The sequence below is a fragment of the Deinococcus deserti VCD115 genome (genome assembly GCF_000020685.1).
In the GTDB taxonomy this organism is placed as follows: Bacteria; Deinococcota; Deinococci; order Deinococcales; family Deinococcaceae; genus Deinococcus; species Deinococcus deserti.
The window spans coordinates 1544201-1566833 of the sequence record NC_012526.1; the positions used below are offsets into that span (position 1 = coordinate 1544201).

23 protein-coding genes are annotated in these 22633 nt (G+C 62.8%); 8 read left to right on the forward strand and 15 right to left on the reverse strand.

From position 1 onward, the window contains the following. The first annotated feature begins 81 nt into the window (after window positions 1-81). Entirely contained in the window at window positions 82-477 is a 396-nt protein-coding gene (locus tag DEIDE_RS07320) for a carboxymuconolactone decarboxylase family protein (protein WP_012693311.1), read from the forward strand. Between the two features lie 44 nt (window positions 478-521). On the opposite strand, the gene DEIDE_RS07325 is transcribed toward DEIDE_RS07320, so the two are convergent. Further along, window positions 522-1196 carry a hypothetical protein gene (locus DEIDE_RS07325; protein WP_012693312.1) on the reverse strand — a complete coding sequence of 225 codons (675 nt, stop codon included), beginning with the start codon at window positions 1194-1196 and terminating at the stop codon, window positions 522-524. 241 nt (window positions 1197-1437) lie between these two features. Here DEIDE_RS07325 and DEIDE_RS07330 point away from each other — a divergent pair, with 241 nt between their 5' ends. The 3 genes from DEIDE_RS07330 to DEIDE_RS07340 all read left to right on the forward strand — a co-directional run bounded on the left by DEIDE_RS07330 (window position 1438) and on the right by DEIDE_RS07340 (window position 4094). Beyond that, window positions 1438-2199, forward strand: coding sequence for an electron transfer flavoprotein subunit beta/FixA family protein (locus DEIDE_RS07330; RefSeq protein ID WP_012693313.1), 762 nt, complete (start codon window positions 1438-1440; stop codon window positions 2197-2199). A gap of 45 nt (window positions 2200-2244) precedes the next feature. Next, complete coding sequence (locus tag DEIDE_RS07335; protein WP_012693314.1) at window positions 2245-3195, forward strand: electron transfer flavoprotein subunit alpha/FixB family protein; 951 nt, start codon at window positions 2245-2247, stop codon at window positions 3193-3195. 131 nt (window positions 3196-3326) lie between these two features. Then, window positions 3327-4094 (forward strand): SDR family NAD(P)-dependent oxidoreductase, encoded by a 768-nt coding sequence (locus DEIDE_RS07340; RefSeq protein ID WP_012693315.1) that lies wholly within the window; start codon window positions 3327-3329, stop codon window positions 4092-4094. Window positions 4095-4251: 157 nt separating this feature from the next. Here DEIDE_RS07340 and DEIDE_RS07345 read toward each other — a convergent pair whose 3' ends face one another. The 5 genes from DEIDE_RS07345 to DEIDE_RS07365 all read right to left on the reverse strand — a co-directional run bounded on the left by DEIDE_RS07345 (window position 4252) and on the right by DEIDE_RS07365 (window position 10550). Beyond that, window positions 4252-4698 (reverse strand): disulfide bond formation protein B, encoded by a 447-nt coding sequence (locus DEIDE_RS07345; RefSeq protein ID WP_012693316.1) that lies wholly within the window; start codon window positions 4696-4698, stop codon window positions 4252-4254. Window position 4699: 1 nt separating this feature from the next. Next, a complete protein-coding gene (locus DEIDE_RS07350) occupies window positions 4700-5407 on the reverse strand; it encodes a DsbA family protein (RefSeq protein WP_012693317.1) in 708 nt (235 codons plus the stop codon). After that, on the reverse strand, window positions 5385-6029 hold the full coding sequence (locus DEIDE_RS07355) for a hypothetical protein (RefSeq protein WP_162485414.1): 645 nt from the start codon (window positions 6027-6029) through the stop codon (window positions 5385-5387). Before DEIDE_RS07355 ends, DEIDE_RS07350 begins: the two co-directional genes overlap by 23 nt. Before the next feature lie 8 nt (window positions 6030-6037). Beyond that, window positions 6038-9052 (reverse strand): excinuclease ABC subunit UvrA, encoded by a 3015-nt coding sequence (uvrA, locus tag DEIDE_RS07360; protein WP_012693319.1) that lies wholly within the window; start codon window positions 9050-9052, stop codon window positions 6038-6040. 319 nt (window positions 9053-9371) lie between these two features. Beyond that, entirely contained in the window at window positions 9372-10550 is a 1179-nt protein-coding gene (locus DEIDE_RS07365; protein ID WP_012693320.1) for a class I SAM-dependent rRNA methyltransferase, read from the reverse strand. Window positions 10551-10847: 297 nt separating this feature from the next. Here DEIDE_RS07365 and DEIDE_RS07370 point away from each other — a divergent pair, with 297 nt between their 5' ends. Both DEIDE_RS07370 and DEIDE_RS07375 read left to right on the forward strand, forming a co-directional pair. Continuing rightward, entirely contained in the window at window positions 10848-11369 is a 522-nt protein-coding gene (locus DEIDE_RS07370; protein ID WP_012693321.1) for a hypothetical protein, read from the forward strand. Window positions 11370-11467: 98 nt separating this feature from the next. Next, window positions 11468-12724 carry a S41 family peptidase gene (locus DEIDE_RS07375; protein WP_012693322.1) on the forward strand — a complete coding sequence of 419 codons (1257 nt, stop codon included), beginning with the start codon at window positions 11468-11470 and terminating at the stop codon, window positions 12722-12724. A 24-nt stretch (window positions 12725-12748) separates the two neighbouring features. Here DEIDE_RS07375 and DEIDE_RS07380 read toward each other — a convergent pair whose 3' ends face one another. The 3 genes from DEIDE_RS07380 to DEIDE_RS07390 form a co-directional block, all read right to left on the reverse strand. Continuing rightward, the gene (locus DEIDE_RS07380; protein WP_012693323.1) at window positions 12749-13006 is read right to left on the reverse strand and encodes an NAD(P)H-dependent oxidoreductase subunit E; all 258 of its coding nucleotides are present in this window, start codon (window positions 13004-13006) and stop codon (window positions 12749-12751) included. Between the two features lie 172 nt (window positions 13007-13178). Next, window positions 13179-13976 (reverse strand): TerC family protein, encoded by a 798-nt coding sequence (locus tag DEIDE_RS07385; protein WP_012693324.1) that lies wholly within the window; start codon window positions 13974-13976, stop codon window positions 13179-13181. Between the two features lie 142 nt (window positions 13977-14118). Next, entirely contained in the window at window positions 14119-14709 is a 591-nt protein-coding gene (locus DEIDE_RS07390; RefSeq protein ID WP_012693325.1) for a TetR/AcrR family transcriptional regulator, read from the reverse strand. Between the two features lie 495 nt (window positions 14710-15204). Between DEIDE_RS07390 and DEIDE_RS07395 the strand changes: the two genes are divergently transcribed. Beyond that, the gene (locus DEIDE_RS07395) at window positions 15205-16053 is read left to right on the forward strand and encodes an alpha/beta fold hydrolase (protein ID WP_012693326.1); all 849 of its coding nucleotides are present in this window, start codon (window positions 15205-15207) and stop codon (window positions 16051-16053) included. Window positions 16054-16072: 19 nt separating this feature from the next. Here the strand turns inward: DEIDE_RS07395 and lysA are convergent, their stop codons facing one another. Beyond that, window positions 16073-17212: a diaminopimelate decarboxylase gene (gene lysA / locus DEIDE_RS07400; RefSeq protein ID WP_012693327.1), complete on the reverse strand. Its 1140-nt coding sequence runs from the start codon at window positions 17210-17212 to the stop codon at window positions 16073-16075. 153 nt (window positions 17213-17365) lie between these two features. On the opposite strand from lysA, the gene mnmA reads away from it, so the two are divergent. After that, a complete protein-coding gene (gene mnmA, locus DEIDE_RS07405) occupies window positions 17366-18541 on the forward strand; it encodes a tRNA 2-thiouridine(34) synthase MnmA (RefSeq protein ID WP_012693328.1) in 1176 nt (391 codons plus the stop codon). A 53-nt stretch (window positions 18542-18594) separates the two neighbouring features. On the opposite strand, the gene DEIDE_RS07410 is transcribed toward mnmA, so the two are convergent. From DEIDE_RS07410 to DEIDE_RS07430, 5 genes are all read right to left on the reverse strand, one after another. Beyond that, window positions 18595-19518, reverse strand: a complete 924-nt coding sequence (locus DEIDE_RS07410; protein WP_012693329.1) for an NAD(P)-dependent oxidoreductase — start codon at window positions 19516-19518, stop codon at window positions 18595-18597. A gap of 3 nt (window positions 19519-19521) precedes the next feature. Then, complete coding sequence (locus tag DEIDE_RS07415; RefSeq protein ID WP_012693330.1) at window positions 19522-20103, reverse strand: GNAT family N-acetyltransferase; 582 nt, start codon at window positions 20101-20103, stop codon at window positions 19522-19524. Then, a complete protein-coding gene (locus tag DEIDE_RS07420; protein WP_012693331.1) occupies window positions 20100-21152 on the reverse strand; it encodes a 3'(2'),5'-bisphosphate nucleotidase CysQ in 1053 nt (350 codons plus the stop codon). The genes DEIDE_RS07415 and DEIDE_RS07420 overlap by 4 nt, the downstream gene beginning before the upstream one ends. After that, a complete protein-coding gene (locus DEIDE_RS07425; RefSeq protein WP_242402883.1) occupies window positions 21149-21928 on the reverse strand; it encodes an endonuclease III domain-containing protein in 780 nt (259 codons plus the stop codon). Before DEIDE_RS07425 ends, DEIDE_RS07420 begins: the two co-directional genes overlap by 4 nt. A gap of 76 nt (window positions 21929-22004) precedes the next feature. Beyond that, window positions 22005-22574: an Ig-like domain-containing protein gene (locus tag DEIDE_RS07430; RefSeq protein ID WP_012693333.1), complete on the reverse strand. Its 570-nt coding sequence runs from the start codon at window positions 22572-22574 to the stop codon at window positions 22005-22007. Window positions 22575-22633 lie beyond the last annotated feature (59 nt).

Genomic DNA, 22633 nt, shown 5'->3' on the forward strand with positions numbered 1-22633 from the left:
GTTCGTAAGGACAACCTCACCATCTGCCTGGACCTTTGCTTGATCTTTCTCCACGGGCAGGGCGGCAGTTACCCTTGGAACATGACAGATCAGCCAGTGTCCAGGGCCGAGGGCGATGATCAGCCCCGTGCCCGTGAGGTTATTTTCGGCCGGCAACATGACCGGATTCTTGAGCGCCTGGAAGCCCTGGACCCTACCCTGGCCGGCTTTACAAAAGACTTTGCGTATGACACCGTGTACGATCTGCCGGGACTGGACCTGAAAACCAAGGAGCTGATTGCCTGTGCCCTGCTGGTATCGCTGGGAAGCCCGCCGGAATTGCGTACGCATCTGCGCGGCGCCCTCAACGCAGGAGCGACCGAGACCGAGCTCAGGGGAGCCCTGCTGCTGTGCGTGCCGTACCTGGGGTTTCCCCGGGTAGTCGCCGCCTTCGAGGTCCTGCGACAGCACATGGAGGCTGAACAGCAAAAAAGGTAAGCAGGCCAGATGTGGCCTGCTTACCAAGGAAACGTTGCCGATCGTTAGAACATCATCTTGAAGCCGATGCGGGCCTTGAAATTGGTGCCAGGACGGACAAAGCGGTTGTCGATGGCGTCGTAAGAGGGGTCACCAGGTGCGAAAGAATCGCTATCAGTAGTCCCGCCAGCCCTATTGGTATTGCTGTTGATGGTTGCGTCGAAGAAGTGGTCAATACCCAGGTCGCCGACCAGACTGAGGTTGCCGCTCAGGGCGTAGCTGGCCATAAAGCCGGCTCCAATGCCAAAGGCATTGCTCGTGTAGGTGGTGTTCAGGCCCGAGCCGTAGTCTTCAGTCGCACGGAACATTCCGTAGCGGCCACCGGCATAAATCATGGTGTCCAGGCCAGGGGCAATTTCACCGAGGCTGTAGGTACCATCCAGGCTTACCACGGTATGGCTTCCCGACTCGGTCGCCCCAGCCGCCTTGAAGCTGCCGAAGGTGCCCGTGCCAGGTGCAAGTTCACTCTCATCATTGATGGCGTCCGCAGCGCGGGTGAAAGCCACCCCAGCCTTAACACCGAACGGGCCGGCGACGAAAGGAGCGTGTACGAAGACTTCACCACTGAGTCCGGCAGCGTAGCCTCCGGTGAGACCAAGCTCAAAGGGCTGGGTGCTGACGGTCTGGGCTCCGGCAGTAGCGATAACGGTAAAGGCGCTGAGGGCGAGCAATTTCTTCATATTGTCAGCTTCGTCCAGAAAGATGAGGAGCACTCATGAACTAGCCCATGGCGCGTTAACGTAAGCATGGTTACTGATCAGAAATCTCTCATCTTTCGGGTTCATGAGGACCTGAAGCACCATCTGGCAGGGTGTTCCCGGGACAGTGGCGCAAACACCTTCGCTTTGCTAACTTGTACTGAGTTCAATTTGTCATGCTGGGGAGGTTGTCTGTCCAACTGACCCATCTCTGGAGGAGCCCATGAACATCCTGACCCTTGTAAGACAAGTTCCGGACGCGGAAGCCCGCGTAAAGATCAACGCCCAGGCTGTTGACCTCGAAGGCACCACCCTCGTGATTGATGGCATGGACGAATATGGCGTCGAAGAAGCCCTGCGCCTCCGCGAAAGCGGTGCGGCTGTTGAGCAGATCATTGCGCTGGCCGTGGGGCCAAAGCGCGTTGAGGATGCTTTACGCACCGCACTGGCTATGGGCGTAGACCGCGCGATTCACGTAGAAACCAGTGAACGCCTGGATGCTGTCGCCCTGAGCCGGATTGTGGCTCAGATCGCGCAGGCGGAAAACATCGGACTGATTCTGGTCGGGGGGCAGGAAGCTGACTGGGACTCTCAGGCTCTGGGGGCGGCCACCGCCGAACGCCTGGGATGGCCGCAGCTCACCTGGACCAACGAACTGAAGATAGAGGGTGACGTTCTGACCGGCCGTCACGATGTGGACGACGGCAACGAAAGCTTCCGTGCCACTCTTCCCGCAGTGGTCACCACCCAGCAGGGTCTCAACGAGCCCCGGTACCCCACGCTGCCCAACATCATGAAAGCCAAGAAAAAGGAACTGCGCAAGGATGATCTCTCGCAGTACGGGGTCCAGCCCATGGTGCGCTATGTCAACGCAGAGATCCAGACCCGTGCGCGGCGCAACCACATGATCGACGGTAAAGACCCGCAGGCAGCGGCGGCCCAACTGCTGGAACTGCTGCGCAATGAAGCGAAAGTCCTGTCCTAAGCGGCGCCTTCAACCAAAACTTCCAAAGTCCTTCAAGGAGTCCAGATGATTCTGATTGTTGCTGAACACGCCGGGGGCAAACTCGGCAAGTCCACCCTGGAAATGGTCACTGCTGCGCGCGAAAGTGGCCGCGAAGGCCCCATTACACTGCTGGTTCTGGGCAGCGGCGTGGCTGAAGTCGCCAATGCCAGCGCCGCGTATGCCGATCAGGTGCTGGTGGCCGACCTGCCCGAGCTGGCCACCTACAACGCCGAGCTGTGGGCTGCGGCCACCGCACAGATCGCTCAGGAAGGCGAAGCCAGCACGGTGATGATCGGCGGAAGCCGTTCAGGGCGCGAATACGCCCCTAGGGTCGCTGTAAAGCTCGACGCGCCCTATCTCGAAGACGCCATCCGGCTGACGAGCAGCGGCAGCGCCCTGCAGGCTCAGCGCTACACGTACCTGGCGCGCGTCACAGAGACCGTCGAGGCCGAGGGGCCTGTCATCGTTGTGACGGTCAAACCCGGTTCGTTTGCACCGGCGCAAGCTGCGGGCACTGCCGGCGAGCAGTACGACGTGGAACTTACTCTGCCTACTCCCCGGGTGGAAGTCACTGGCAAGAGTGTCGAAAAGACCAGCCGCGTGGCCCTGACCGAGGCCGACGTGATCGTGACGGGTGGCCGCGGCGTAGGCAGCCCCGAAAACTTTTCTGCGTATGTGGAGGGTCTGGCTGACGCTATCGGTGCCGGTGTTGGGGCAACCCGCGCCGTGGTAGACGCCGGCTGGCGCCCCTACGCCGAGCAGGTAGGACAGACCGGGAAGACCGTGCAGCCCGGCGCCTACATCGCCCTGGGCGTCAGCGGAGCCGTGCAGCACCTGTCTGGCATGGGCAAAAGTAAGCACATCATCGCCATCAACAAAGATGCCGAGGCGCCGATTTTCAAGGTGGCCGACTACGGCATTGTCGGTGACGTCAATCAGATTGTCCCAGCCCTGATTGCAGAAGCACGCAAGTAACGCGAGTTGCAGTGTTCACCGCGCCACCCGGATCCCGGGGCGGCGCGGTTTTTGTGAGGCCAGGGGCCTTTATAACTTCAGCGTTTTTTGACACTTTGCCCACTGTCTCAGCGGCTGTCCGACACTAAAGCATGACGCCTCAGATCCCTGAAACAGGCGCCCCTCCGTGCGTGATCGTGACTGGGGCGGCGCGCGGCATCGGGCGGGCGATCGCGGAACTGTACACCGAGCGCGGCGCCCGGGTGCTGAGTGTAGACCTGACCCTGCCGCCGCCCCTGCGTGGCCAACGAAGGATCAGGGCAGATATCAGTACCGCCAGTGGTCGCGAACGTATAGGACGTGCGGCCCGGGAACTGGGGGGCGTGAACGTCCTGGTCAATAACGCGGCCTTTCAGGGAGCACATGGAAGCGTACTGGAGGTCAGTGAGCGCGGCTGGGCGCGGACCCTGAGCGTGAATCTGACTGCGCCGCTGCTGCTGACACGTGCCCTGATTGATCTGATGCCTCATGGAAGTACGGTCGTGAACGTGGCCAGCGTGCAGGGCCTGTTTGCCGAACAGAACAATGCCGCCTACAACGCCAGCAAGGGTGGTCTGGTCAACCTGACGCGCGCGATGGCACTGGACCTGGCGTCCCACGGCATCCGGGTCAATGCCGTAGCCCCCGGCGCAATCAGCACCGAAGGAGTTCTGCAGGCTATTCAGGACAGTTCCGATCCCGTAAACACCCGCCGGGACTATGAGGACCTGCACGCCCTGAGGCGCCTCGGGGCCCCCCGTGAAGTGGCGCAGGTGGTGTATTTCCTGGGCAGCGACGAGTCCAGCTTTATGACCGGCGCGATTGTTCCCGTGGATGGCGGCATGACCGCGAGCTTCATGATGGCTGGGCGACCAGTCTGACCCACGCTCAGGCGGGAGGGATTCGTGGCTGCCCGAGCCGCTGAAGCGAACCGCTGAGCAGAAGGGCAGGAGCATCTGGACAAGCGCCCCACGCAGACAAACAACACCGGAGCCACAAGAAAGCGGCCCTTTCTCGTGGCTCCGGTCCTTTCCGGCCTTATATGAAGCGTTCGCGGCGCCAGGAAAGAAGCGCCAGGATCAGCGTAAATGCAATCATGCTCAGTACCGGGATGGTAATGACACTGTTCAGTCCGGAAAGCGCACCACTGCCCCAAAGCGGCCAGGGAATATTGCAGGCCACGGTGGTGGGGTCCGGAGCACAGGCCTTGAGGGTGGGAATCCAGCCCCAGTCCTCGGCATTCTGGACCAAGGCGATGATCCACCCGACGGCCGCCAGGGGCCATGCGTAGACCCGGATGCCTGTATCTCCCCTCAGTGCCGCAATCCCCAACCACAGGGCCAGTGGGTACATGCAGATGCGCTGGTACCAGCACAGGACGCAGGGCTTGAACCCCAGGACATTGCTCAGATACAGGCTGCCCAGAGTGGCGACCAGGGCCACCACCCAGGCGGCGTAGATCCGGTTATCAGCGGAAGACAGCACGTTAGTTGCTGGCGTCCTCAATGGCTTTGCTCACATCGGCCATCAGGTAGCTGCTCTGCCCCTGGGTATTCATGACTTCCTTGCCATTGACGAACACCGTCGGCGTGTGGTTCACGCGGGCGTCCTCAACCATTTTCTTTTCAGCCTCGACGAGGGAGGCAGTGGCGTCGGTGTCAAGGCAGGTCGCGAACTTCCCGGTGTCCAGACCCTCAACGTTGGCAGCCAGTTCCTTGAGGCGGGCCTTGGTGGCCCAGACTGTGCCCTCGTCCCCCTGAGCACGGAACAGGATGCTCTTGAAGCTGCCAAACGCCTTATTGCCTCCCTGATCGTAAACGCAGCGGGCCGCCTGAGCTGCGAGCTTGCTGTCATCGGTGGGCAGGCGGCGAGCCTCAGCCAGGAATGGCCAGACCACGGTATAAAGCTTGGCCTTGCCAGTCTGCACGTACTTGCTGGTCAGCTCCGGAGCAATGGTTTCCTCGAAGGTCTTGCACACCGGACACTTGAAGTCCTCGACCACCACCACACTGACGGGGGCTTCTGCCAGCCCGGCGTAGGGCACAGTGGACAGGTTGAAATCTGCGGTCAATCCTGCGCCTGGAGCCGGCTTTCCACGAACGGCGATCAGGGCCAGCCCGATCAGGAGCGCCGCCAGCAGCGTCCCGACGACCAGCATGGTTCGGTTGGGGTTACTTCCCTGAAGTCTCGTCATTTGCTGAGGAGTTTACCGTTTCCCTACCAGCAACCGTGTCCGGGACACGTTCTGCGGTTCCTCTGTCCTGTCCGGCTGCCACCGGAACCCGGGCACGGTGCTGATCCCGGGTCCGGGCTGCCCGCCGACGCAGGATAATGCCGACAACCTGACGGACAAAGCTGAATGCCAGCCCGATCATCATGGCCAGAATGGCCGTCCGCTGGAATTCAACGTTGGCAGGCAAGGTCAGCTGAGGATCGATGCGTGGACCAAAGCGACCTGTCGCCAGCAGGGTTCCGGCAAAAAGCAGCCCTGCAAAGGGCAGGACGAACGGCCCCCCTGAATGCTTGATCAGCAGTAACCCCATCAGCGGACCAGCAACGAGGGGGACAATCACCGCCCACTGGGCCGGAGCCCCACCGGGGGCAAAAAACGCCAGCCCCCCCAACAGCAGCCCCAGGTACCCGAACCAGCCTCCCAGTTCGTCGGCCAGGATGACGAGCAGCACCCATATGAACAGCAGAGCCGGCCACTCCCCGGTCGCCCACATCAGAAACGCCAGGATGCCCAGCAGGGTCAGGCCAGTAAAGACCCGCATAAAGTCCAGGAACCGGCCACGGTTACGCGTCTCTGCAGTCATGACGGCTGTCAAGCGCCCGCCGCCTTCTTGGTCCGGGGCTTACGGGCCGGGCCTGCAAGAACCGGCGCAGGTCCGGCAGCCACGATGCCCGGCACGCGGCGCAGGTACTCTCCGGTATAGCTCGTGGGGTGCGCGGCCAGTTCCTCAGGGGTGCCTGTAGCCACCACCTGTCCGCCGCGCACGCCTCCCTCGGGGCCAAGATCAATCAGGTGGTCGGCACACTTCATCACGTCCAGATTATGTTCGATGATGACAAGCGTGTTGCCACCCTCTGCCAGACGCTGAAGCACCACCATCAGCTTGCGCACGTCTTCAAAGTGCAGGCCGGTGGTCGGCTCGTCGAGAATGTAGATGGTTTTGCCGGTCGCACGGCGCGCCAGTTCGGAAGCCAGTTTGATGCGCTGGGCTTCTCCTCCCGAAAGCGTGGTGCTCGGCTGACCGATCCGCATGTACCCCAGACCGACGTCACACAGCAGCTGCATCTTTTTCTGAATGGCGGGAATGGCCTCGAAGAAGCTTTCAGCGTCCTCCACGGTCATGTCCAGCACGTCGGCAATGGTTTTGCCGTTGTACTTGACCTCCAGCGTCTCGCGGTTGTAGCGCGCCCCCTTGCAGACCTCGCACGGTACGTAAATGTCCGGCAGGAAGTTCATCTCGATTTTCATGACCCCGTCGCCCTTGCAGTGCTCGCAGCGGCCACCTTTCACGTTGAAGGAGAAGCGCCCGGCCTGATAGCCGCGCCGGCGGGCCTCCGGGGTACGGGTGAACAGGTCCCGGATCTCGGTGAACACGCCGGTGTAGGTGGCCGGGTTACTGCGGGGTGTACGGCCGATGGGCGACTGGTCGATCTCAATGACCTTGTCCAGATGCTCCATGCCTTCGATGCGCTCACATCGCCCTGGAGTGGTCTTGGCACCGTTGAGTTCCCGGGCCAGCGTGGCGTGCAGGATGTCATGAATCAGCGTGCTCTTACCGCTGCCTGACGGCCCGGTCACTACTGTCATGGTGCCCAGCGGAATCTCGATGCTGACGTTCTGCAGGTTGTGCTCGGTGGCACCCAGCACCTTGAGCCGCTTGCCGTTGCCCCGGCGGCGCTCGGTGGGCACCTCAATTTTCAGCTCACCGCGCAGGTAACGTCCGGTCAGGCTGTCCTTGTTTTTCTTGACCTGCTGTGGTGTGCCGACAGCCACGACTTCACCGCCGTGAACGCCGGCACCTGGACCCATATCGACCAGATAGTCAGCCTCCATCATGGTGTCCTCGTCATGCTCCACCACCAGCAGGGTGTTGCCCAGGTCACGCAGGTGCTTCAGGGTGCCGATCAGGCGGTGGTTGTCCTTGGGATGCAGCCCGATGCTGGGTTCGTCGAGCACATACAGCACGCCGGTCAGGCCGGAGCCCACCTGGGTCGCCAGCCGGATACGCTGCGCCTCTCCCCCACTCAGGGTGTTGGCGGTGCGGTCCAGGCTCAGGTAGTCCAGGCCGACGTCCACCAGGAACTTCAGCCGGGTGCGGATGGCCTTGAGGATCGGGGCAGCCACGGCGCTGCCGAAGGCATTCAGCGTGTACTCGTAATGACGGGGACCATGCGCCCGCGCGGTGCCGCCCAGGTGCCCTTTCAGGTGCGGGGCAATGGTGTCGTGGTTGAGCAGCCCCTCTTGCAACTGACCGAAATACGCGTCGGCATCCAGGACGCTCATGCCACTGGTCTGGGAGATGTTGAGCCCACCCACCCGGACGGCCAGGATCTCTGGCTTGTAGCGGGTGCCGCCGCAGGTAGGGCACGGCTGGAGCTCCATCAGCTCTTCAAGCTTCTCGCGCATAAATTCCGACTCGGTATCGGCATAGCGCCGTTCCAGGTTGGGAATCACGCCCTCGAACTCGGTCATGAAGCGCATGGTCTCCTTGCCGTTACGGCGGTAAACCACCTCAAAGGGCTTGCCGGGGCCGCGTAGCACAGCCTTCTGGGCCGCTGCTGGCAGATCACGCCAGGGCGTCTTCACACTGAAGCCCAGGTGCTCGGCCAGGGCCTGCAACTTGTCCCAGTAATAGATCCCGCCGCCCGTGCCCTTCTTGCTCCACGGGAGGATGGCACCTTCAGCGATAGACAGTTTGTCGTCGATCACGATATCGGGGCTGAATTCCTGCTTGCTGCCCAGTCCCGCGCAGTCCCCGCAGGCACCGTACGGCGAGTTGAACGAAAAGGACCGGGGCTCGAGTTCTTCGAGCACGCTGCCGTGTTCCGGACAGGCGAACTTCTCGGAGTACAGCTCCTCATGAGCCCCGCCATCCTCGCCAGCGTCGGGCATCAGGACCCGCAAGAGGCCCTCGCCACGGCGCAGGCCCAGTTCCACACTCTCGGCAATTCGGGTCCGGTCCGACTCACGCAGGGTCAGACGGTCAATCACCACGTCGACGTCATGCTTCTCGAACTTTTCCAGCTTGAGCTTCTCGGCCTCTTCAAGCTCGTACAGGGTGCCGTCCACGCGCACCCGGGAAAAGCCCTCACGCCGCAGGTCCGCGAACAGTTTGCGGTACTCGCCCTTGCGGCCGCGTACCATTGGCGCCAGCAGAATGGCCCGCTTGTCGCTGTAGCCGGCCAGAAGCCTGTCCGTGATTTCACTGGGGCTCTGCTTCTCGATCTTTCGGCCGCAGACCGGGCAATACGGTGTCCCGACCCGGGCGTACAGCAGGCGGAGGTAGTCGTGGATCTCGGTGACCGTTCCCACCGTGGAGCGGGGGTTATGGCTGGTGGTCTTCTGGTCGATGGAAATGGCCGGTGACAGGCCGGTGATGCTGTCTACATCCGGCTTTTCCATCAGCCCCAGGAATTGCCGGGCGTAGGCCGACAGGCTTTCCACATAGCGGCGCTGGCCCTCGGCATAGATGGTGTCGAAAGCCAGCGTGCTTTTGCCGCTTCCCGAGACGCCAGTAATCACCACGAACTGGTCGCGGGGAAGCTCGACCGTGATGTTCTTCAGGTTGTGTTCGCGTGCGCCGCGCACGATCAGGTTGTTCTGCAAGTCAGCCACTCCTTGAACGCGGCCAGCACAGCAAAACCAGCCGCCCTTGGTTACGTTGCGTGCGTAAGGCAGGGCCCCCGCTCTGAAACGAGACAGTTTAGCAGGGCAGGGCGGCACACGGCTACCGACAGGCCCGTATGGGATTGGTTAACCTTGCCCCGAGCAGCTCCTGGACAGCGATAAACCTTGACTTGCCGTAAATCCCGGAGGTCTAAGCCCCGTTTCGGTGGCCCAGAAACCCCGGTCACTCCTCCATCACACATTCTGCTGAGCGTTGTTTATGCCACATCTGCCACCCGCGCTCACTCTCCGTACCGCCTCAAGTCTGCTTCCTCAGCAGGATGCTTTTCAGATACAGGCTTTCCGGAACGCTCAGCAGGTGCGGGTGGTCGGCGGGCTGGTACGTGACGGCGACCACTTCAGCGTCCGTGCCCGCCTCGGCAGCAGCCACGCGGGCAGCGTCCAGCAGGTCATCAACGCGGATGTAATGAGCGCAGGTACTGATCAGCAGGTGCCCGCCATCTTCGAGCATGCGCAGTGACCGCGCCGCGCCGTCAGTAAAAATTCGCTTGGCTTTGGGTACATCGTCACGGCGCTTGGCCAGGGTAGGCGGATCAAGCACCACTGCACTGAATTTCCGTTTCTCCTTCTCCAGGCCAGCCAGCTGCTCCAGCGCGTCACCCCAGCGCACCCCGACATTCACCCCGTTGGCCCGCGCTGCCCCTTCCAGCGCGCCCAGGGCCACCTGATCCTTGTCCAAGGCAACAGCTTTGGCTCCTTCTTTCGCCGCATGCAGGCTGAAGCCCCCGGTGTAGGAATACACATCGAGAAAGCCACTGCCCGGACGCACGAAGGTCCGCATCATGCGGCGGTTGTCGCGCTGGTCCAGAAAAAACCCGGTCTTCTGGGCATCCATGGGAGCAAAGTGCAGCTGAAGGTCATCCTCGTAGAACTCCACCCGTTCCGGCAGATCACCCCACAGAACCCCCGTCTGGAGGTCCAGGCCTTCCCTACGGCGTTCTCCCGTATCACTGCGCTCGTAGGCGGCGACCGCGCCAGTGGTTTCACGCAGGGCTTTCAGAATCAGGTCGCGGTGGCGCTCCACCCCGGCATTCCTCAACTGCACACTCAGCACGTCCCCGAACTGGTCGGCGATGACACCCGGCAGACCGTCCGCTTCGGCGTGCAGCACGCGCACAGCGTTCGTGTTCAGAATACGGCCCTCGCGGCGGGCACGCGCAGCCTTAAGCCGTGTGCGGTAGAACGCCAGGTCGATATCCTCTTTCTGCCAGGTCAGCATGCGCAGAGGCGTCGCGCCCTGCGGGTTGAAGTACCCCCGGCCCAGAAAAGCCCCGCCCTGAGCCTGCACGGTTACGACCTCTCCAGGCGTGATACCGGGGTCCGCGTCAGCGATATCGCCGGAATGACCGAAAGGGTATCGGCCCGCGATTCGACGCACCGATTGAGGTTGAATGGTGACAGTCAGGGACTTCTTCATCCGAGCAGGCTACCGCACCGGTCGCCGCGCATCCGGGAGCCTGCAGCCAGAGTTCCGGCAGATCCACTGGAGGCAGATCTGTTCAGAGTTGTGCATGCCACACCCAGGGTTCCGGTGTTTCAGATGCTTCGCTCTACGCTCCGGATGCCCTGGAACCCGGTCCTTTTCCAGATCTTCAGGCAGCGTAACGGCATTCTGAAGACAGTCCGGAGTAAATATCGGTAGCCTGTGTGGGCCATCCCACAGGCCTGGAAGTGAAAGTCGTGTACACCCTACGGATCAGGAGGTTGACCACCCATGAAAAAAGCCTTGTTTGTAGCTCCATTTGCCTTGAGCCTCGCTGCGTGCGGGATTATTCCCCTCCCATCTATACCTATTCCAAATGCTGAAATTCCCCTGTCATCGGTATTGGCAACCACTTCTAATCAAGTTGTGTATCTGAATCGCAATGCATTAGGGGGCGCGAGCATGCCTTCACAGTTAAGGGACCTGACCATTACTGGGGATGCGGTGTATGTAAAGAAGGGAGGCACTTTGAAGTCCCTGAGACTGTATGTGCGCTCTTCCTTGCCCACTACTGACTGCAAACTTATCGGTACCATGGCGTATGCTTGCCCAGCTGCTGGCGAGGGGTCACAGGTCATCGGTACAGTTAACCTAAATGCCACCGAGCCCCAAAAGTTCACGTTACGTGGGGAAGCCTTGGACGAGGCGGCCAAAAAAGGCACAGGCTTTTTCGGCGTGCAAATCATTGACGGTATCCCAGTGGAATCCGAAATTATCGAACTACGCAATATGCGGGCTCAACCCAGGCTCTGACTTACCCAGGCCAGACTCTAAGACGCCCAATCCCATCCCAGCCAGCGCACCGGCAGCCAGCGCACAGTCTGCCGGTGCGCTGGCTTTAATCTGTAGGAGTGAAGCCACTACGTCGCCTGTCCGGGCTCGTCCTGGTGCTGGGCATGGCGTCGGCCAGCCCGGCGACCGACCTCTATTCCGCGGCAACCAGCGCCGTCAAGCGCGATTATTTCGGCTGGGCCACCGCAGACTTCAGTGCTCTGGCCAGAGAGTACGAAGCCGTCCTGGCTGAACGCTGCGCCCCACAGGGAGAAACCTGCGATTACGGCACAGGCCGGGCTGTATTGACCGAATTGTTCAAGGCCTTTGGCGACGCCCATACCAACGTCCGCGATCCTGAAGGGGCCCAGCGGCTGAATGAAGTGACGCAGGACAGGGCCGTGCCGCGCACCGGCGTGCGTGTGGTGCGGGTAGAAGGAGGCCTGCTGGTCGCCTCTGTCATGCCCGGCAGCCCAGCTCACGCGGCGGGTCTGCGGCGCCTGGACTTGCTCCCCATGGTCAACGGTGAGGCAGCAGGCAAGCGTAACAGCGAGAATGCCCCTGTAGGTCCGGTCGAGTTCGTGCGTCTTGAACGTGCAGGTCAGCCGATCCGGGTCACCCTGCGCAGGGCAGGCGAACCCGAGCGTGAGCTGCTGCTGAGCAGTGATGTCCTGAAGGCACGGGACGTCGCGACCCTGAGCTGGGTCGGCAGCGATGGGAAGACCGCCCTGATCGACCTGCCCACTTTCCTGTCCAGCGATGCTTCCGAGCTGTTTCTGGCCAAGGTGCGGGAAGCACAGGCAGCGGGGGCGCGGCGGCTCATCGTGGACCTGCGCTTCAATTCAGGAGGCAGCCTGACCCAGTGCGTCGCGGCGGCCAGCACCTTCGAGCCGGTTCGCTACAAGTCGCAGTTCCAGGTGGGCAGTTACACCTACATCGGTGTAAACGGTAAGAGCGTCTCCGCTCTGGGCCGGGTCTTTACTCCCGCTGACGCCCGGATCTGGAAAGGGCCGGTCGCTGTGCTCGTGGGACCCAATACCGCTTCCTGCGCCGAAGTGTTCTCGTTTTTTGCGCAGAAAGCAGGCGCCGTCACCGTGGGCGAGTTAACACGGGGTGTCGGCAACAGTGGCGTGCTGTTTTCCCCCCTGCCTGACGGTGGCGTCCTTTCAGTGACGGTACTCAAGGCTTTTACTGCTGACGGTCAACCGCTTCCAGAGCGCGTGATACCGCTGGTGGTCGCGCCGACCGATGTGGCCCTGCTCAGCGCTGAAGGCCGGGATTCTACTCTGGAAGCCGCACTGTCCGCACTGGACAGGCAGGAAGCAGCAACGCGCTGACATCCTGCATTCCTACACTGGGAATCAGCGTACCCAGCGGCGCATCAGGGTTGACAGCCGCTCGGGGGTGACATTGCGGTATTCACGGCCGTCCACCCGGACAAACGGCGCGTCTTCAGGCAAAACACCCTGACCACACTGACACAGGGCAAGTTCGACATTCCCATCGGCCGTGACCATACCCGGGCTGATGCGCAGGGCAGTCCAGACAGCGTCCAGCAGGTCTTCGCGCTGATCGATACTCAGGTATTCGGTGCAGATTTCCAGACGGGTTACGGACAAAACAGGGCCTCCTCATGGCCGGAAGACAGCCGGAACATCCTAGCGGATGGAGGCAGAGTGAGCGCCCGGATGCCCTCGGAACGGGTGAGCTGAAGCGCATCCATTACACAATGCCGGACAGCCTCCCACATGTTATGGGAGGCTGTTCGGTTCCATTTTGATGTGCTCTGCTTCAGTGAGGGTGGCGATCTGTAGGGTGCAGGTCCACAGGGCGGCCCCGCCGCAGGCGCAGGTTCAGCAGCTCCACGGCAATCGCAAAGCCCATTGCGAAATAGGTGTAGCCCTTGGGGATCTTGAATCCGAAGCCATCGGCTATCAGATTCACGCCGATCAGCAGCAAAAAGGCGAGGGCCAGCATTTTCAACGTGGGATGGGCCTGCACAAAGGCGCTGATCGGCCCGGCAGCGACCAGCATGATCAGCACGGTGACCACCACGGCCGAGACCATGACGCCAATATCGTCCGCCATTCCGACAGCCGTAATGACCGAGTCCAGGCTGAACACGATGTCCAGCAGCATGATCTGCCCGATGATCGCTGCGAAGTTCGCCCCGACCCGTCCGGCAGTGGTCGGCCCTTCATGCTCGGGGCCTTCAAGCTGCTCGTGCATTTCGGTTACCGCTTTGTAAAGCAGAAACAGCCCCCCGCCGATCAGAATCAGGTCCCGTCCTGAAAACCCCATCCCGAACAGGGTGAACAGGTCGTCCTTGAGCCGATAGATCCACGTGATGGAAAACAGGAGGGCCAGGCGCATCAGCATGGCGCCCATAAGGCCAATGGTCCGGGCACGTGCCTGCTGATCCGGAGGCAGCTTGGCCGCCAGGATGGAAATGAAAATGACATTGTCTATGCCCAGGACGATTTCCAAAAGCAACAGCGTGCCGAACGCCAGCCAGGCTTCGGGTTGGGTAATCCAGGAAAACAACGACTCCACAGGTACACACTCCAGGAACAGATGAATGAAAGACATCTCCGTGTCTTCCGGTGCAGTGCGGCTGAACGATACGCGCCCCGTCAGACCGGGACGCGTTGCAGCTCATGCTCCGGGAGAAGTTGTGCACGAACTATGCGAGTTGACTAAAGGTTTTTTATCTAGCCTGCAGAAGGTGAGGTCAACGTGGGGTGGCGCCATCCAGGTATACCGCCAGGAGGGCACGGGCTGTCTGTTGAGGCTCATGGGGAACAGGGCCGGAAACCAGCGGATAGGAAATGGCCAGAAATGCCCTGGCCAGCACAGGCGGCGGCAGATCAGCGCGGAGTTCCCCGCGGGAGGCCGCCGCCTCGAACAGGGCGGCCAATCCACCCATCCATACTCGGCGGTACTCGCCTTCAAACGCGGCGCGGCGTTCCGGCGAAACGTGCCTCAACTCGCTGGCCAGTTGCAGTCCCACACGCTGCTCAGGCGCACTGGCAACCAGCTCGTCCACCAGAGTCTCAAGCTGAGCGCGGATGCCCTGCTGGGCAGATGCGTGCGCCACCAGCCGGCTCAGACCGGCGAGCGCGCCGTCCAGCATGGCCAGAAACAGGGCTTCCTTGTCGGCGTAATGGTGATACAGGGCTGGCTTGGTGACGCCCACCGCCTCGGCCACCTCACGCATGCTGACACCGTGGTATCCGCTGGCCACAAACAGCCGCGCCGCCTCCTGTTGAATACGGGCGCGCGTGCTGTCTGGAGCGGAGCTGTACGGGGTCGAAACGGTCACACGTTCATGATACTCGGGCCTCACGTTGACTGGGGATTGCCTGGGGATTGCACTGGCGGGCTCTACTGACGCGCGCGATCATCCGGTCGCTTCCGGTCCCTGCGTTGTGTGGACTGATTTATGGTCAGCAGGTTCAAATCTGACCTGGCCTCGCGGGAGGAATGGCCAGGCGGATTTGCATCGCGGTCCTGCTCAGCCAACCGTTCCAGGGGTGGCGTACGTAGCCGCTTACGCTCAGCCGCCCTGAAAGCTCCTGTATTCAGCAGCCAGAAGGCCATAGGCCGGCTGGAAGGCCAGTGCCTATAGTTGCCAGCCAAAGGCGTGTCCCAGCATCTGCTTTGACGCAGTCCTTGCCTGATCTGGCGCTAGAGTATGCTAGAAAGCCGAAGTTCGTGAACGTCACCTGTCACAAGACAGTTACCGCGGAGAGGCAGCGTTCCGGCGCGTCGGGCAAGACCGTTCTCAGGGCATCAGTACGCCTGTCAGACTGGCATGATGTGGACCGAACACGAGATCCAAGTCAACGGAGTGCGCCTGCATTATGTGGAGGCAGGACCGGCCCAGGGTCCTCTCGTGGTGCTTCTGCATGGCTTTCCGGAATACTGGCGGGCCTGGGAACATCAGATTGGCCCGCTGGCTCGAGCGGGTTTCCGGGTCGTTGCCCCCGATATGCGGGGCTACAACCTGAGCGAAAAGCCTCAGGATCTGCACGCCTACCGTCTCGAGACACTGCAGGAAGACGTCGCAAAGCTGATTCAGGCGCTTGGTGTCAGCCGTGCTCACATGGTCGGCCATGATTGGGGGGGCATCGTGGCATGGCAACTGGCGATTCGGCAGCCGGACGTCGTGGACCGGCTGGTCATTCTGAATGCACCTCATCCCGGCGCTGCCCTCCGGGCCATGAACGACCCTGAGCAGCTCAAGCGGTCATGGTACGTGTATCTGTTTCAGCTGCCGGTACTGCCAGAGCTGTTTCTCGAGCGTTTCGGCCGGTGGGCGCTGCGGGGAACCCGGCGTGACGCCTTCACACCCCAGGACATGGAGTTGTACCGGGCGGCGTGGAGGCAGCCCGGAGCCGCAAAGGGCATGATCAACTACTACCGGGCGCTCCGCCGCTACGGCACACGCCACGGCCTTGAACGCCGTCCGGACAACGAGCAGGTCGGGCGGCCCACCCTGATCATCTGGGGAGAGCGCGACGTGGCTCTGACGCCCGAAATGGCTGAAGCAGGGCCCTGGGTACCGGATCTGCGCCTCGTGCGTCTGCCCCGCGCCAGTCACTGGGTGATGCGCGACGAGCCAGTCAAGGTGAACAACCTGCTGATTGATTTCCTTCAGGATTAGGAGTCGCCTACCGGATATTTCAGAGTTCTGAAGCCCACACGTCCTGTGGCGTCTCGCGTTTCCGGATCAGGTGCCACTCGTCTCCATTCCAGAGAACCTCGGCAGGTCGGCTGCGGGTCAGGTAGGTGCCGCTCATGGCTGCGCCGTAGGCCCCGGCTTCCCCGATGGCCAGCAGGTCGCCGCGTGACGGAGTGGGCAGCGTGACTGCGCGTGCAAGCAGATCTCCGCTTTCGCAGGCGGGACCGGCAACGTCCCAGCAGCTGTGACCTGCGCCTTCCCACAAAGGAGTGACTGGATGTTCCGCTCCGTACAGCATGGGGCGCATCAGTTCGGTCATACCGGCGTCGACCAGCACAAAGGGCCGCCCGGTGCGTTTGGTACCGACCACCCGGGTCAGCAGGGTGCCGGCCTGCGCCACCAGGTACCGTCCGGGTTCGACCCACAGCTGGGCGCCGAACACGGCAGCGGCAGCATGAGCCTCACGCGCGATGCCGGGCAGATCGGCGCCCAGGCCCCATCCGCCACCCGCGTCCAGGACAGCGAGCGGACCAGTCTGTGACCGCAGATCGCTGAGCCGCCCGAAGGCCGCCGTAAAGTCTGCGGCGTCACGGATGGCACTGCCGATATGCACATGCAGGCCCAGCGCCGTATGGCCAGCAGTGCGCAGGGCCTCCAGGACGCGAGGTGCCTGTTCCAGCGTCACCCCGAACTTGCTGCCTTCCGAACCGGTGGCAAGGTGATCGTGGGTGCTGACGCTCAGTGCCGGATTCACGCGGACCAGCGCACGGGAACCGGAAGGCAGCAGCCCGACCTCTTCCTCACGGTCCACCACAAAGGTCGCACCCAGGCGCGCACCGGCAGCGTATTCGGCGTCGCTCTTGGCTGGCCCGTTGATGATCAGCTTCTCCCCTGCTACGCCGAGGTGCTCGGCGCGGGCGATCTCGCCAGGGCTGACGCATTCAAATCCCACTCCGGCAGCCTGCAGGCGGCGCAACAGGTGCAGGTTGGGGTTGGCCTTCATGGCGTAGTGCACGCGGGCGTCACCAAAGGCGGCGCGCACACGTCCCAGGGCGGCGTCCAGTTCAGCAGCGTCGTACACGTACAAGGGGGTTCCGAAGCGGGCAGCAGCGTCATGCAGGGCAGCGGCAGGCAGAGTCACGACAGCGAGTGTAAGCGATGGGCCCGGCTGACCGTGTCCAGCTGGCAGGCTCCTCTTGTGCCATCCAGGCAGATGAAGTCATGAACAAAGCCCGTTCAATTGCCGTCCACCTCACGCCAGGGAGCGGACAGAACTGTTAAGCTGCCCGGCTGTATGACGACCGTCACGCCCACTTCTGCCCGCACCCACTCGCCTGCTCCCCAGGGGGAACGGGTGCTGTGCGCCATGTCGGGCGGGGTCGACAGCAGCGTCACGGCAGCCCTGCTCAAGGACCAGGGGTATCAGGTGGTCGGCGCCATGATGCGCTTCTGGCCGGATGACAAACGGGTCGATACCTTCGACACCTGCTGCTCGCCGGACGCGGCCTACGAGGCGCGCCGGGTTGCCGAACAGGTTGGCGTGCCGTTCTATCTGCTGGATTACCGCGAGCAGTTCCAGCGGCACATCGTGGGGCCGTTTCTGGACGAGTACGCGCGTGGACGCACACCCAACCCCTGCGTGAACTGCAACACCAAGGTCAAGTTCGACGAGCTGGTCAAGAAAGCCAAGATGCTCGGGTGCCGCTATGTGGCCACCGGACATTACGTCAAGCGGGTGGAAAACGCGGCCGGTGAGGTCGAATTCTGGCGAGGGGACGATCCCCGCAAGGATCAGACCTACTTCCTCTGGGGCACGCCCCGCGACGCCCTGCCGTACATCCTGTTTCCGGTGGGTGAGCTTGAAAAACCGCAGGTGCGTCAGATTGCCGAGGAACGTGGGCTGCTGACGGCCCGGAAGCCCGAAAGCCAGAACATCTGCTTCGTGCCGGGCAAGGTTCAGGACTTTGTGGCCGAGCACCTTCCCCAGGCCACCGGCTTTATCCGTGAGATTGCCAGCGGTGAGGTCGTGGGCGAACACCTAGGTACGCAGTTCTACACGCTGGGTCAGAAAAAGGGACTGGGGCTGTACCAGTCTCACCGGATCCGGCACGTGGTGCACCTGGACCCAGCGACCAATACGGTCTGGGTCGGGGATTACGAGGACTGCATGTGGACCGGTCTGCGCGCCAGCAGCGCCAACTATCTGCTGGACCTGCGCGACCTGCCGCAGGACCTTGAAGTGCAGGTGCGCTACCGGACGGCCCCGGTCAAGGCCCGTGTCGTGCACGCCGATGAGCACGGTTTCAAACTGGAGTTTGCCGAGCCGCAGTTTGCCGTGGCGCCCGGCCAGAGTGCCGTGCTTTACGCTGGCCCGAGACTGCTGGGGGGCGGACTGATCGAGGACCACAGCCGCGATCTGCCTGCTTTGCAGCCAGCACCAAAGCGGCGGCCAGTGAACGCGCCAGTCTGAAAGCGGTCACAAGAGGAGCGGCGAGCACGTATGCTCGCCGCTTCTCTTGTAATTCAGTAACTCCGGCTGAGATCCACCAGTCCGGGCGGCTCTACGTCCTGAAGCAGATCCAGCAGGAAGTCGCGGGTCAACATGGCTCCCCTGTGCACCAGATCCGTGGTGGTGCTGGCAATGTGGGGCGTGAGAATCACGTTTTCCTGCGCCCAGAGCGGATGTCCCTCCGGCAGTGGTTCGGGGTCCGTGACATCCAGCACCGCCCCGCCCAGGGCGCCGCTTTGCAGGGCCGCCAGCAGGTCGTCCGTGACGATCAGGTTGCCGCGCCCCTGATTACTGATCCAGGCTCCGGGGGGCAGCAGCCCCAGGACCTCTGCACTCACGATGCCTCGTGTCTCTGGTGTGCTGGGAAGCAGCAGCACGACCCAGTCGGCTGACCGGAGCAGACGGTCGCGTTCATGGTCCGGGGTGGAACTGCGGATTCCATGCACCTGCGCGCCGAAGGGACGCAGAAAGTCCTCGACATGGCGGCCGATATGACCATAACCCCACAGCACGACATTCCGGCCATCAAGCGTTTCCAGCCCTGAAGCCGCGGGACTGCCGGGCGCCGTCCACTGTCCACGGCCCTGTGCGCCGCGAAAGCGGTGCAGCCCACGCATGGCGCTGAGCATGCCAGCCACCACGTGCACGGCAACAGCACGGTCATGCAGTCGGCTGGCGTTATAGAGCTGCACGCCTTCCGGCAGCTCGTTGCGCACGTGGTCAATTCCAGCAGTCAGCGTCAGGACCCATTTCAGCCCCTGGGCCTGGATCAGCTTCCGGCGGGTTTCAGCGTTTGCCATCCAGAGCACTGCGCCATCGGCTGAGCCGTCCGGCACCTCGGTCCGGGTGTAGTGGCTGAATGTCACTCCCGGCACGCCATGTTCGTCAGGATGAGCCAGGTCACGGAACTCGGGGAGATCGGGAAGCAGAACGCGCATGGCCTATTGTGCCCCGTCTGGCGCCCAGATCGTGAGCCACTCGGCGCGCGTGAGTTCCATGTTCACGTCAGTGCGTCCGGGCCGCTCACTGCGTCCCACCTCACGGAACCCACAGGCCAGAAAGGCCCGCTGGGCGCGGCGGTTATGCCCGAAGGTCGTCAGACGGACCCTGGACAGGGGCTGCTCGCGCCTGACAAAGGCCCACGACAGCAGGGCCTGCACGGCCTCCCGCCCGTACCCCTGCCCCCACAGCTCGGGCCGGCCGATCATAACCCCCAGCGTGGCGCGTGTGGGGGTGGCGGGCGGCGGCGGCGTCATGTCATACAGCTCTGCACTGCCGATGAGACTGCCCGCCTCGTCGAGGACCCCGAAACCGGCGCGCTCTCCGGTTTTTTCCTCTTCCTGCATGACCCGCCGGAACAGCCATTCCGGCATGCGGATGGGGCGGGCATCATTCCAGTCGGCCAGTTCACGGTCCCGGAAAAAGCGGTGTAGGGTGCGCCATTCTCCGGGCGTGAAGTCCAGTACGGGCTTGAGGGTCACGCGGCCCCAACGCACCGGAGCGTCCGGGTCGCGGCTGGTCATGCCTCTCCCGGCACGCCTGCCTTCAGGGTGCTCTGGCCCCGGGTGACATCACGGGTCAGGCGCTCCAGATGAAAAGCGTCGCCTTCCGCACGTTGCACCAGACCAGTGTGGGGGTCCACCACCACCAGCGCCAGGAGCTGTCCGGCTGCGTGCCTGACGCAGACGCCAGAGTGCATCCCGAGCTGCTCACGGTCTAAGTCGGACAGGACTGTCCACGCCGGGTCCTGTGGCCCCAGACCCAGGTGTGCTGTAGGCAGCGCCCGGCTTGCCAGCTCAGTGTCCAGCCAATTCATTGCCTCCAAGCGCCCACCCATCAGGCCCTGCTCGATGTGCGGGCGTGCCGTGTTGTAAGCCACGGGCCGGCCGTCACGGCGGCGCAGGTCACCTCCTGACGCCCGCAGCAGCGCGTGCCCGGCAGCAATGTCCCATTCACTCCGCGGCGATATGGTGAAGGTCACGTCCGCCTCTCCCGCCGCTATGCGCGCAAGCTTCAGGGCAATACTCCCACTGGGCGCCATGCCGGGCAGATCGTGGCGATGCAGCTCACGGCTGAACTCGGTGTCCGACACACTGACGACGTATGCATCGCGGTCACTGAAACCGGCAGCCTGGCCATTTTTCTGGACGCCCTGGCCCACGACGCCGCTAAACAGCTCGTCCGTGGCCGGTGCATACACCACACCCAGTACCGGCTGCTCGTCAATGCTCAGGCCGATGCTGACGCAGTAGTCAGGGCTGCCGGAGGTAAATTCCTTGGTCCCGTCGATTGGATCGACAATCCAGACCCGCTGCCGCGTCAGGCGTTCGGGAGCGTCTATTTCCTCCTCACTGAGCAGGCCGTCTTCGGGGTAGGACTCACGCAGGCTGCGGATAATCAGGGTGGACGCCTCACGGTCAGCAGCCGTCACCGGATCGTCGGCAGACGTTTTATGTTCGACGGTCAGGCCAGCGTGGAGGTGGGTTCGCAGCAGTTCGCCCGCTTCCCTGGCCAGACGCACGGCCAGCTGCAGTTCCGCAGCAAGGCCAGAAGCACTCGGAAGATCAGTCATGCACCGAAGGATACGTGGTCGGAATCCCGGCGCGGCCCGGCGGCCTTGAAAGCGTCCGGTCCAAGCAGAGCAGCCGAGGGGCACAGACCGCGCAGCACACACTGGTCACAGCGGGGATCACGGGGGCGGCAGGTCAGGCGCCCATGCCGGACTCCGGCAACGTGAAAGGTGGCGCGCTCTGCCCAGTCGCGCCGCACGACAGCGTCAAACCAGCGCTCGACCTTCTCGGGGGTCCAGCGTTGGGGTACAAGTTCCAGGCGCTTGGCTATGCGCTCGATGTTCGTATCCACAGGCAGGGCGGGGCGCAACAAGTCGAACAGCAGGATCAGACTGGCGGTCTTCATGCCGACACCCGGCAGGCCTTCAAGCAGGGTGCGGGCCTCCTGGTCATTCAGCTTCCGGACCGCGCTCAGGTCCAGGGTCCCCAGCCGCTCGTCCAGATGCACCAGAATGCCGTGAATGTAGCCAGCTTTCATCTGCGCCAGCCCGCCGCCAGCAGCCCTGAGCACCGTTTCTATTCCGTCTGGTCCGTCCAGCAGGGCCGCCTCCCAGCGCGGGTAGGCCGACTTCAGGGCATTGAACTGGCGCGTCGCGACTGCAGACGTGTTCTGCTGACCCAGCAGCGTACGAATCAGGGCGTCCAGGACCTGGCGTTCCGGGCGCGGCAAGGGTGGGTCCGGGTGGTACTCCGCCCGCAGCCGCGCAATCACTTCGGGAAGCCATTCCGGTGGAGGCATCTGCTCATGCAGTGGCAGGCGGGAAGCTTGGGAAGGCACCGGCCTACCCTAGCGGGAAGGGAAAAATCCGACCGTGTCGCGCCATCCGGTGAGCGCAGCCGTCACCGCACCAGCTCTACCGGGCACGCTGCTTGCGCGTGTTGCCGGCGGCGTCCATCACTTCGATATCGGCCCAGATGCCGCTGGTCTCGGCATAGAATTCCACGCGCGGTCCCGGCGTGATGTTCAGACGATTGCCGTCGACCACCACCTGTGTGACCCGGATATCGTCGGTGACCACGCCCGCGACACGGATGGTGTTGCCGGTGCGCTCATAACGGGTCACCTTGATCTCCGGGCCCCGGTTGTCCACGGTGACCGGCAGGGTCATGGTGCTGCGGTTGCCCGCCGCATCGCGGGCCACAATGGTGTACTGCCTCCTGCCATCTTCTACCTGCGCCTGGAAGCGAAACTGTGCGAGCCGGCGGCCCGACTCCACGCTGACCGGCTGATCGTCCACCGTGATACTGGTCACGCCGGTGTCATCCAGCACATAGCCCTCTACATTGAAGGTCTTTTCGCGGCTGATCCCGCTGCCATTGCCGCTGGTGATGGTAATGCGGGGCTTGAAGGTATCGGTCTGTCGGGCGCAGCTTCCCATGACCAGGGGCAGCATCAGGGGCAGCAGACACAGCGGGCGGTACATGAGAGGAAGTATACGCAGGGCTGATCCAGACACAGAAGGACGTTTTCCGGGCCGCGTTA